The organism is Okeania sp. SIO3B5, from assembly GCF_010692555.1.
Classification (GTDB): domain Bacteria; phylum Cyanobacteriota; class Cyanobacteriia; order Cyanobacteriales; family Microcoleaceae; genus Okeania.
The window spans coordinates 1-11,309 of sequence record NZ_JAAHHG010000325.1; the positions used below are offsets into that span (position 1 = coordinate 1).

Here is an 11,309-nt window from a genome sequence, read left to right on the forward strand (position 1 = left end):
GTAATTTTAGGTCTGGAAAAAGTGCGAGGTTTTAGGTGGTAATGGTTCAAAAATTCAGGATTTTGCTCAAGAGTTGGGCAGAACAATCTTGGGACAAAACGCCCGCTCCTACCTCCTCCAAATTCCCCGTTCCTCCTTTCCCCCTCCTGGGAGGGGGAGGGGCGAGGGGTGGGTTGTCTCCTGTCTCCTACCTTCACCCATAAGACTTTTTGAGCAAACCCTAAGTAGGTTGTGTCATAGTACGCTGACCATTTCTAGAGTCATTTTTTGATAATATAATAATTGTAAGTTATAGCTATTACTCCATAGCAGAAATATATAAATATCTCTAAGAAATTATCTAACAAAAAATGGCAAATAAAGAATATCTAGCCCTACTTAATCGGGGTATAATTTCATGGAATGAATGGAGACATAAAAATCTACACATACAACCAGACCTTACTAATGCCAACCTCAGAAATATTAACCTGCAAAATATTAATTTCCAAGGAGTAAATTTAACAGAGGCTAATCTCTGTTTAACTCAATTAAAAAAAGCTAACTGTAGTGGTGCTAATTTAACTTCAGCTCAACTAATTCATGCTAACCTTACTTCTATTAATCTTCAGGGAGCTAACTTAAGATATACTAATTTAATTTCTGCCGATCTCAGACAGGCTAACTTAATAGATGCTGATTTAGTGAATGCAAACTTGATTGGAACTGATTTACAAAATGTTATTTGTCGATATGCTGACGCTACTTCAGCAGACCTGAGAAGAAGCAACCTAGCAAGAGCAAATTTAATCGAAACTAACTTCAGTTATGCTAATCTTAGTCATGCTAATCTCCATAAAGCTGAATTGATTGGGGCTTATTTTTATCAGGCTAATTTAGACAAAACTAATCTGATTGAAGCTCATCTTAGTGGAATTCATCTATCAAATGCTTCTTTAAAGGAAGCAAATCTTTATAAAGCAGATTTGAGGTTTGCAAACCTCAAAAAAGTTAATTTGCTAGATGCAAATTTGAAGGGGGTTTATTTCCGAGGAACTAATCTAAGTAAAGCTATCTTAATTAGAGCTGATTTGAGAGGTGCTGATTTGAGAGGTGCTAACCTAAATAAAGCTAATCTTACGGATGCTTTGATTAATGATATTAACCTTTCTGAGGCTAATCTTCAGGAAACAATTATGCCTAATGGTAAAGTTAATTATCAAGATTAACCTTGATATTTTTAGTTTTTTAACTATATACTACAACAGTATAAGTACTATTTATTTTTGAGAACTGAGTGCTAATAACTAATTACAATATTATTCGCTAGGACCTTCTAGTATTTCTTGTACTTCATTGTTAGTTTTGCCTAAAATTCTTGCTATAGGTCCTACTAAGTTTGTATCCACTGCCTTGCCTGCGTAAATATCCTTGAGCTGTTCGGGAGAGATTTTATGAATATCACAGAATTTAATAAATTCATGGCCACTAACTTGTAATTGTTCTTGCCTTTCTCGCAGCAACAGGGCAACCGCTCTTGGTCCATATTTAGGTCGTTCGGCCAGAGCTATATACTTCTGCATTAAGTCATTGACTCTGCTTCTTTTTCCTCCCACCCGTCGCAGTAAATCTAAGCAAGCTAGTCTCAAAGCTTTGCGTAGTCTTTCCTGCTCATTCATAACTTCTAGAATTTCTTCGGCATATTCAGGTTTACAAATGCCCACTAACTCTCCATCATTTAAAATTGGTACATAGAAACCCATTCCACATTCCCAAGATAATTCTTCATTTGTAGCCATGCCCAAGCCTCCTGCTTTTCTTTAATTTCCTAGAATTTAGATTGACATCCTCTTCCGTTACGAAGATTATAACGGGAGATTCCCAAACCTCACGATTTAGGTTTACTGCTTGAGTGGCACTTATCTAGATTGAAAACAACCCCCGACAGTACCCCTACACAGTCAATTTGCTCCACTATCTGCCCGACTGTAGTGACACCTCGATGGCAAATCACTTTTGCTGCTGCTACATCACGGTTTATTTCGTATTGGCATTCAGGACATTTATGTTTGCGTTCAGACAGATCTTTTTTACCTTTATGCGCTCTACAATTCGGACAAATTTGACTGGTATATCTGTAGTCTACCTTGCCGAAATAAATCCCTCGTTTCCTGCATACCCAAGCCAAAATATTGAAGAATTGACCGAACCCTGCATCTAAAGTATATTTTCCTAAAATTCCTTTGGCCCAGGTTCTCAAGTCTAAGTTTTCAACGAATATCATCCCCCCCTTGGTCGCACAAATGATAAGCTAGTTGAAAGTGAAAGTCTTTTCGGGTGTCTGAGATTTTTTGATGAAGTCTGGCTATCTTCTGGTTAAGTTTATGTCGATTTGCTGAACTGGATGATTTTAACTTTAATCTACGTTTCATTGACTACTCCCCGGACTTAAGTCACGGGGATTCTAAGTTGATACTACGCAACAGGATAAATCCATGTTGCTTCGTTTTTTCTTAGCTGAAATACACTCTCTGGGGACAATTTCATTGTGCCCCTACACAGTCGGCTTAAGTAGGGGCGATTCGCGAATCGCCCCTACTGCTTTGCGGCTTACTTTTGCGATTATATTTGCAGCCCCGTTACAGTCTGCATTAATTAACCAATTATTACTACTTCTATACAAACCACGCTTTATTCTTTTTCCTGTTAGTGAATTTGTGAGACTGTTCGCACAAGAATGTTAAAATGGGAATTAATTCAGGATTTTTACCTACTAAAACTTGCTGACAACAGTACATTTGAAACGGGCAGGCTGAAAAGTTATTCTAGGTAATAATATCACAGGACAACTAAAGTTGTCTAGTCTAAAGGATTCGCTTGTTTTCATCCCCCGGTTAAAACACGGGGGCCTTCAACGTCGCTTTTCGGTAATTAACAATATAATTGAGCATTTATGCTTAATATTTTCCCAAAAATTTGACTCTTAAGAAAGGTTAATGAAGATAATTTATACAATATAAATACTTAGCAAAGACAGTATCTTTATACTACTTTTAATGTTACAAATTGACGTGCGGGATGTGGATTATATCATAATTCTATCTGAATGGAGTGCTTATTATTTGTTTAGTCACGATTCATCTCCCGGTAAATCGGAGATTATACCGGGAGTCCTCAAAGCTCAATTTTTGATAGAATTTTCCAAATTAGCTGATTATTCTAAAGCACTAGCACCACCCACAACTTCCAGAATTTCTTGAGTAATAGCAGCTTGCCGAGCCTTATTATAAGAAAGAGTTAATGTACCAACTAATTCACTAGCATTATCACTAGCATTACTCATTGCTGTCATCCGAGATGCTAACTCACTAGCAGATGATTCTTGCCAGGCCCTCAATAACTGGTTAGTTAAAAATAATGGCAAGAGAGCTTCTAAAATTTGAGTTGGGTCTTGCTCAAAAATCATATCCCGGGGAAAGCTTTTAGTAGGTGCTGTTACTTTGTCCCGTGATACTTCAAAGTTACCACCTTTAGTAGTTAAACGGAAAATTTCATCATCTTGAACTTCTAACCCTTGAGGATCGAGAGGTAAGAGAGTTTGAATCACAGGTTGAGAGCTAATTAGTGAAATAAATTTGGTATAAACCAACTCTACTCTATCTATTGTTCCTGAGAGAAAAGCAGCAAGTACTTCATCAGTAACAGCAGAAGCGTCATTAGCTGTAGGAATTTTTTCAGGATTATCATAGGTGTTTAAAATCGGAGCTTCTCGACGTTGGAAATATTGAATTGCTTTACGTCCAATCAACAAATATTTATAATCGATTCCTTGCTGTGTTAGTTCACTAGCTCTGATTTCTGCACGTTTAATGATACTGCTGTTATAGCTACCACACAGACCACGATTTCCAGAAATGACTAATAACCCTACTGTTTTAACTTCCCTTTGTTTTAGTAAGGGTAAATCTACACTTTCAAATTGTAAACGTTCAGCAAGTCCGTATAAAACTTGAGCAAGGCGGTCAGCAAAGGGCCGAGTGTTAATCACTTGTTCCTGGGCACGACGTACTTTGGCAGCGGCCACTAGGCGCATTGCTTCTGTAATTTTTTTAGTGTTTTTGACCGAATTGATCCGATCGCGAATAGCTTTTAAATTAGGCATAATTTTGTATAGGAAGGAGTAAGAAGTAACAAGGAAGAAAGAAGAAGGGAACTCTCAACCGTTCTTAGAAACCTACGATAATCTATATAAATCTATGATTATCTGTTCCATTCCTGCTTCTACCTGGCAACGTCGGCGTTGTCCAGTCCACAGGCTGACACGGACGAACTGCCCGCCATAGCTAAATTTAACGCTGCATTTAAGTCTCGATCACAGCTAAAATTGCAATGTTCGCACTTAAACACTCTCTCAGGTGACATACTCCCACACTATACCAAATGGTTAGTGTGGGCTTCTCGCTTCGCAGTCCTGCTATTGCATCGGACAAGAGCGAGCTTTAAGGACGGGATGCCCCACCGCCCTTTTTGCAGATCGAAAAACTACGCGCCTAGCTCCGCAATCAGACTTTACGCTTACCGCCGATTCATCTCACACCAAATTGAAAATTATGGTGTGAGGCTTCTCGACAGTTTAACTAATTTAAGCAGATACCAAGAATGTTTGCTTATACTCAGTAATACCTTCTTTTAACACCGTTTGAGCATCATCAGTAAGTACCCTTTCAGTGTTGATAATTTCACCGAACTTGGGCTTACTGTTGTTCAAGTAATCCAGTAAACCAGAAATAAATTTAGCCACCTTCTCAAGAGGGATATCATCCAAGTAACCATTAATACCAGAATAAATCACTGCTACTTGCTCGGGAAGAGAGCGAGGTGAATTTTGAGGTTGTTTCAAAATCTCCCGCAAGCGCTGACCTCTTGCCAGTTGGTTTTGGGTAGCTTTATCCAAGTCTGAAGCAAATTGAGAGAAAGCTTCTAATTCAGCAAACTGTGCTAGCTCTAGCTTAATTTTACCAGCAACTTTTTTCATGGCCTTAGTCTGAGCTGCAGAACCCACCCTAGACACAGAAATACCTGCGTTTACTGCTGGGCGGAAACCTGCGTTGAATAAGTCACTGGAGAGGAAGATTTGACCGTCAGTAATAGAGATAACGTTGGTAGGAATGTAGGCAGAAACGTCACCAGCTTGAGTTTCAATAATTGGTAGAGCAGTCATACTGCCTCCACCTAAATCATCATTCAGTTTAGCAGCTCTTTCTAGGAGACGGGAGTGGAGATAGAATACATCTCCTGGATATGCTTCACGACCTGGTGGACGACGCAGTAGCAAAGATACCTGGCGATAAGCTTGAGCTTGCTTTGAAAGGTCATCATAGATTACCAGAGTTGCTTTGCCATTATACATAAAGTATTCAGCAATAGTTGCACCAGTATAAGGAGCCAAGTATTGGAGGGTTGCAGGATCACTAGCATTAGCAGCTACTACAACGGTGTAGTCCATTGCACCTTTTTCCTCAAGGGTACTTACTACCTGAACTACAGTAGAAGCTTTTTGACCAATAGCTACATATACACAGACAACATCTTCGCCTTTTTGGTTGATGATAGTATCAATGGCGATCGCTGTTTTACCTGTTTGTCTGTCTCCGATAATCAATTCCCGTTGGCCTCTACCGATAGGAATCATGGAATCGATCGCGGTGATACCTGTTTGCATAGGTTCACAAACAGAACGGCGATCGATAATTCCTGGAGCTGGAGATTCAATCAGACGGCTGTCATCGGTTTGAATATCTCCTTTACCATCAATAGCTCTTCCGAGACCATCTACCACCCGGCCAATCATTGCCTCTCCTACTGGCACTTGAGCAATTCTACCTGTAGCAGTTACGGCAGATCCTTCTTGAATTTCCCGGCCTTCACCCATCAATACTGCCGCTACGTTATCTTCTTCCAAGTTTTGGGCAATACCTACTGTGCCATCTGAGAACTCTACCAGTTCTCCTGCCATTACCTTGTCTAGGCCATAAATCCTGGCAATTCCGTCACCCACTTGTAGAACAGTACCAACGTTAGATACTTTGACATCTTGGTCATACTGTTCTATTTGGTCGCGAATAATTTGGCTAATTTCGTCAGGTCTGATTGATACCATTTTTCTTTTTTATTGTCCAGTCTTTATTACAAAAAATGAGTGAATTATCTTTTTTGGGTGAAAAGTCCACTTTTAATTTATGATTAAAAGCCTCCATCCCCGTGTCTCCGTGTCTCCGCGTCCCCGTGTCTATCGAAAGTGAAACAGTCCTGCTTGGGGGGTAGGGGGAGATGCCTTCTGCCTTCTTCAAGATTTGAGGCTATTGCCAATTCGGCGTAGTTGTCCTTGCAGACTAGAGTCAACTATCTGAGAGCCTATTTTGATAATGACACCACCGAGTAAGCTGGGGTCGATTTTGGTTTCAATATCTACATCCCTGGCATCAGTCATTGATTTGACTCGTTCGCGGACTGTATTTTTTTGGTCTTCGTTTAATTCTACTGTGGAGGTCACTTCTGCCAGAACAGTTTGATTTAGTTCTCGCAATAGTGCTAGGTATTTTTTCCCTATCTCTTCTAGAAAAATAATCCGACCTCTATCAACTAGCAGCATTAAAAAATTACGCATATAGGGATCGGCTTGATCGCCCATCATGCGTTGCAGCACTGCTTTTTTGTCTTCTGGTTTAATAATTGGATTTCCCATAAATTGCTTCAATTCTGGGGATTCATCCATAATATTAAGCAGGGAACGTATATCTTCCCCAAACCTCTCGGCAAGGTCTTTCGATTTAGCCAAGGACATTAGAGCTGCTGCGTAGGGTTCTACAATTTCACCAGCAATTACAGTCATGATTGACCTCCTAATAACCCCAGACTACGATCTATTAATTGTTGCTGGGCGTTCTCATCTAAAGTTTCTTTGAGGCGAGATTCTACTTGTGCCAATGCTTTAGATGCTACAATTGAGCGCAGTTGGGCAATTGCTTTATCTCTTTCAGAGTCCATCTCTTGGCTAGCAGTAGCTTTCATCCGCTCAATATCTTGTTCTGCTTGTTGCTCAATTTTTTGCTTGACTTCCTGTGCTCTTGTTTCAGCAGTGGCTAGAATTTTTTCGGCCTCTACTTGAGCTTGGGTCAACTTTTGTTGTTGAGCTGCTAGAGCTGATGCTGCTTCTTGTTGACGTTTTTCTGCTTCTTTGATTGCTTGTTCTATAGTGGCGCGTCTTTCACTAAGAATTTTCCCAATAAAGCCTCGCCCAAAATAAATTAAAACTACAATCAAAATCCCTAAATTAATTAGGTTTGTGTCTAAAAGATCCAGGTTTAAACCGAAACCTTCTTCTGCGCTAGCTTCTGTGGCTAGCCATAAAACATTTACCATGATATCCTTTGATAGTTAGCCTTAAATTATCTTGTTGTGTGCTGAGTGTTATTATCAATAGCTCAACTTTTCAACCTGGAATTTTCTGTGGCTATCTGACCAATTCTGGTCCTAATAGTTTTTCTAGAATTTGGCGGCTCAAAGAGTCTACCTGTGCTTCTAACTGTTGCAAAGCTGCTTGCTTTTGCTCTTCTATTTCTTGAGCTGCTTGTTCTCTTTTGGCTTGTGCTTCCTGTTGAGCTTTAGCCACTTTTTCGGCTACTATTTTCTGAGCTGTTGCTTGAGCTTCAGTAATAATTGCTTGAGATTTTTTACGAGTTTCTGCTAGGTCTTGCTCGTATTTTTCAGCTAATTTTTTTGTCTTTGCCAAACCCTCTTGTGCTTTAATTTGATTGTCGCGGATATAATCTGCACGAGAATCTATAGCTTTACCCAGTGGTTTGTAAAAAATTTTATCCAAGACAAAAGCCAGTATCAGAAACTGAATTGCCATTAAGGGTAGAGTTGCGTTAATGTCAAACAAACCACCCTTTTCTGCTACTTCTTCAACGGCTAGTAATATTGTCCAATTTATCATTTTCTCTAATTTTTAGGTGGTTCCCAATAGTTTAGGTTGGGTTTAACTAGCCATCAGCTATCAGCTATCAGCCTAAAAATTTGCCCATATAATTTAGGTATCCGTTTGCGTAGCATTCCGCCAGGAAAAGCTTGGGTAAAACATCCCCAACTTCTAGCTTGTCGCTTAATTTTAGGGGTTGCTTTAAATCCCCTTTCTGTTCGGAATGCTCTGCAAATGCGCAAAGCTGACTGATGAACTGCTGAACTGCTGAATGCTTTTTAAAGATTTTAGATTTTCGATCTCCAAAATCAAAAATCTAAAATCCCTATTTTCTATAATTAGGGTTATTTATGCAAAGGGGTTGGCAAATAGCAACACCAGTGATACCACCAAACCGTAAATTGTTAGAGCTTCCATAAATGCCAAACTCAACAATAATGTGCCTCGAATTTTTCCTTCTGCTTCTGGTTGACGGGCAATACCTTCTACAGCTTGACCTGCTGCATTTCCTTGACCAATTCCAGGACCAATCGCACCTAAACCTACAGCTAAGGCAGCAGCAACGACGGAAGCAGCAGCAATCAATGGATCCATAATAATTCTCTTTCCTTTTTTAACCTAAAGTACAAACTTGACGACTGACTAGAACTATATTGATTACACTGTTGCGTAATCAATTACATACACAATTGTCACTTTTTTTGATGAATTGATGTGATGGTTGAAGTGAAATCCGAAACTCAATAAGTTCAAGTTTCATGCTTTTATCTCACATCACTCGTCAACTCTGAAGTTTACTTGTTTTGTTGTTTTGGGGGACTTATTGCTCTACCATCTCCAGTTTCCGTGAATCTGGCGATAATTCATCCCACTCACTGCTTAGAATACCAGACTTTGAGTTACTTTTAAGCAAATTTTTTTTCTACTACCTACCTAACTCTTAATCATGATGTTCTGCGCCGTGTTCTTCTAACGCTTCTCCGATGTAGTTAGCAGCTAGAGTTGCAAAAATTAGTGCCTGAATAGCACTTAAAAATAAACCCAAAACCATTAGTGGTAGAGGAATAAATAGAGGTACTAGCAGAACTAGCACTCCTACAACCAATTCATCCGCAAGAATATTACCAAATAAACGGAAGCTTAGGGACAAAGGCTTGGTAAAATCTTCTATGATCTTAAAGGGGACCATAAATGGTACTGGTTCAGCATAGCCCGCAAAATATCCTAAGCCTTTTTTGCTGATACCTGCATAAAAATATGCTATGGAAGTCAGTAGTGCCAATGCCACTGTTGTATTAATGTCACTTGTGGGGGCAGCTAGTTCTCCCGCAGGTAGTTCTATTACTTTCCATGGTACTAGCGCTCCTGACCAATTTGACACAAATATAAATAGGAACAAAGTACCAACGAATGGCACCCAAGGGCGATAATCTTTTTCACCAATCTGGTCTTTTGTGAGGCTGCGTATAAATTCTAGGATGTACTCCATGAAATTTTGCATTCCACTAGGAATTCGCTGCACATTGAGTGTTGCTGTTAAAGCAGCCAAGACTATCAGGGCAATTACAAACCAGGACGTGAGTAAAATTTGTCCATGTATTTTGAGGCTGCCTAGCTCCCAGTAAAAATGCTGGCCAACTTCTAGTTCAGCCAGAGGTAAATAGTTAATAGTATGCAAAATATCTAGCATTTTGATTCTCAGGCTTCCCGATTTATATCAAGTGGATTTTTCAAGAGTTAGAATTAGCTTGAATTGCTATGAGTTTGGCATCAAGGTGGTTCGCAGTACATGTATTATTAGTGCTGCTTTGTAAGTCAGAAACCCTAGGAAAATCGGCAAAATTTTGAGCTGATTTAACTGAGTTGCTAATATTATTAGCCCGACAAATATTGCTAGTCTGGTTTTACCTACACTTCTTTTATCCCCGCCAATACTCTCAACTTCTTTAGCTAACATCCTTAAGTAAACCACACTTGTAGTTGCTCCTATCAAATAATTAAGAGCAATGTTTAGGGAGTAAAAAACCCAGACAAAGATAAATATTATACCTGTAATTGTCAAGGTGATTACATATAATTCTTGTTGTAGTTTGTAATACTCTTGCATTGAAGGATTTGGTTCTGCTTCTGCAGTGTCAACTTCTGGAGTATTACTATCGTCAACAGTTATTGGTTCTGGTGGTGTATCAGATAAATTCACAAAATTTAGATACCGATCACAAGTTGCAGGCTTATTTGTATACCAAGCAAAACATAATGGCTGGACATAACGAAGTCAGAAGTCAGAAGTCAGAAGTCAGAAGTTAACCCACCCCTAACCCCTCCCAGGAGGGGAAGTAGGGGATTTTGAGCAACCCTCCAAAAATATTTCGCTATCTCCCGGCGGGGTAGCGCGACCCAATTATTTTGATAATAATCAAAGTCTCTATTTGTATCTTGTGCCTTCTGCCTCCTACTTTCTAGACATACCAAAAATCATCATATCATGCTGAAGTTCCCATACCATAAGATATATCAGAAGGAAGAAGAAAGAAGGAAAAGTCTTACTTTGTCTGGGTTTTAAACTTTTGAACTGCCTTAACCTTTCCTTCAACTGCTATGTATTTAGTTCTTTGGGCCAAGGTATCCTTTGTCAAAAGTCAAAAAGATGTGATTTTTTTATTATTGGAAATGCTTGCCTAATGATGAAGATATATATTTTTTAATTTCTCCCCATCTCCCCATTCACTAAAGTCAAAAGTCAAAAGTCAAAAGTTAAAAGTTAGAAGTTAAAAGTTAGAAGTGATATTTTATATCAAATCCATCTCCCCATCTTCCCTCCCCATCTCCCCATCTCCCCATCTCCCCATCTCCCCTCTCCGCGTCCCCGTGTCACCGCGTCTGGTGTGTCAAATCTTAAAAATCTCCCCATCCCCCCATCTCCCCACACTCTCTATGCACTACCATCAAATCACTTAAGTGGGACCAATAGTCAGTAGAATCAAAAGTCTGGACTGAAGCGATCGCACAATTTCTAATCCCACTGGTACATTGGCTAATATTTCTCCTACTGTTGATGGAGATTGGCTGTTAGAGTTAGTATCACAAGCTTGGAGAAATTCATATTCTTCCCTTGACAAATTTACCAATTTATAGTCACCATCAAATATATTCTCGCTCGGCCATCCCTGAATACAAGGGCTTAATTCAGGTATTGCTGCTAATAGAAGGCGATCGTCAGACCAATCAATCCTGGGTAAAACTGGCCTACCCAAAAAAAACTCGTAATGACTAATCTGAGGGTCTAATAATTCAATCAAACGATAACGTTCTTGCTCGTCTAAACCAACAACTCTTTCAAGCAACTCGG

12 protein-coding genes and 2 pseudogenes are annotated in these 11,309 nt (G+C 39.5%); 2 read left to right on the forward strand and 12 right to left on the reverse strand.

Annotated features, from left to right (window positions below):
- Positions 1–350 precede the first annotated feature (350 nt).
- Positions 351–1,208: a pentapeptide repeat-containing protein gene (locus F6K54_RS30275; RefSeq protein ID WP_293086152.1), complete on the forward strand. Its 858-nt coding sequence runs from the start codon at positions 351–353 to the stop codon at positions 1,206–1,208.
- Positions 1,209–1,298: 90 nt separating this feature from the next.
- Here the strand turns inward: F6K54_RS30275 and F6K54_RS30280 are convergent, their stop codons facing one another.
- From F6K54_RS30280 to F6K54_RS30310, 8 genes and pseudogenes are all read right to left on the reverse strand, one after another.
- The gene (locus F6K54_RS30280) at positions 1,299–1,778 is read right to left on the reverse strand and encodes a hypothetical protein (protein WP_293086154.1); all 480 of its coding nucleotides are present in this window, start codon (positions 1,776–1,778) and stop codon (positions 1,299–1,301) included.
- Between the two features lie 89 nt (positions 1,779–1,867).
- Positions 1,868–2,411: pseudogene (locus tag F6K54_RS30285) on the reverse strand (RNA-guided endonuclease InsQ/TnpB family protein); the annotation flags it as partial.
- A 782-nt stretch (positions 2,412–3,193) separates the two neighbouring features.
- Positions 3,194–4,141: a F0F1 ATP synthase subunit gamma gene (locus F6K54_RS30290; protein ID WP_293086157.1), complete on the reverse strand. Its 948-nt coding sequence runs from the start codon at positions 4,139–4,141 to the stop codon at positions 3,194–3,196.
- A 119-nt stretch (positions 4,142–4,260) separates the two neighbouring features.
- Entirely contained in the window at positions 4,261–4,401 is a 141-nt protein-coding gene (locus F6K54_RS43265; RefSeq protein ID WP_366558276.1) for a zinc ribbon domain-containing protein, read from the reverse strand.
- 220 nt (positions 4,402–4,621) lie between these two features.
- Positions 4,622–6,139: a F0F1 ATP synthase subunit alpha gene (gene atpA, locus F6K54_RS30295; RefSeq protein ID WP_293086159.1), complete on the reverse strand. Its 1,518-nt coding sequence runs from the start codon at positions 6,137–6,139 to the stop codon at positions 4,622–4,624.
- 186 nt (positions 6,140–6,325) lie between these two features.
- On the reverse strand, positions 6,326–6,871 hold the full coding sequence (gene atpH / locus F6K54_RS30300; RefSeq protein WP_293086162.1) for an ATP synthase F1 subunit delta: 546 nt from the start codon (positions 6,869–6,871) through the stop codon (positions 6,326–6,328).
- Positions 6,868–7,401: a F0F1 ATP synthase subunit B gene (locus tag F6K54_RS30305; protein ID WP_287522620.1), complete on the reverse strand. Its 534-nt coding sequence runs from the start codon at positions 7,399–7,401 to the stop codon at positions 6,868–6,870. Before F6K54_RS30305 ends, atpH begins: the two co-directional genes overlap by 4 nt.
- Positions 7,402–7,492: 91 nt before the next feature.
- Positions 7,493–7,978 (reverse strand): F0F1 ATP synthase subunit B', encoded by a 486-nt coding sequence (locus F6K54_RS30310; protein ID WP_293086165.1) that lies wholly within the window; start codon positions 7,976–7,978, stop codon positions 7,493–7,495.
- A gap of 36 nt (positions 7,979–8,014) precedes the next feature.
- Here F6K54_RS30310 and F6K54_RS30315 point away from each other — a divergent pair, with 36 nt between their 5' ends.
- Positions 8,015–8,212, forward strand: a complete 198-nt coding sequence (locus F6K54_RS30315; protein ID WP_293086167.1) for a hypothetical protein — start codon at positions 8,015–8,017, stop codon at positions 8,210–8,212.
- A gap of 96 nt (positions 8,213–8,308) precedes the next feature.
- Here F6K54_RS30315 and atpE read toward each other — a convergent pair whose 3' ends face one another.
- The 4 genes and pseudogenes from atpE to F6K54_RS30335 all read right to left on the reverse strand — a co-directional run.
- On the reverse strand, positions 8,309–8,554 hold the full coding sequence (gene atpE, locus F6K54_RS30320; protein ID WP_011611801.1) for an ATP synthase F0 subunit C: 246 nt from the start codon (positions 8,552–8,554) through the stop codon (positions 8,309–8,311).
- A gap of 346 nt (positions 8,555–8,900) precedes the next feature.
- Positions 8,901–9,650 (reverse strand): F0F1 ATP synthase subunit A, encoded by a 750-nt coding sequence (gene atpB, locus F6K54_RS30325; RefSeq protein ID WP_375339679.1) that lies wholly within the window; start codon positions 9,648–9,650, stop codon positions 8,901–8,903.
- Positions 9,651–9,716: 66 nt separating this feature from the next.
- Positions 9,717–10,160, reverse strand: a complete 444-nt coding sequence (locus F6K54_RS30330) for an ATP synthase subunit I (protein WP_293086170.1) — start codon at positions 10,158–10,160, stop codon at positions 9,717–9,719.
- 754 nt (positions 10,161–10,914) lie between these two features.
- A pseudogene (locus F6K54_RS30335) lies at positions 10,915–11,309 on the reverse strand (SAM-dependent methyltransferase); the annotation flags it as partial.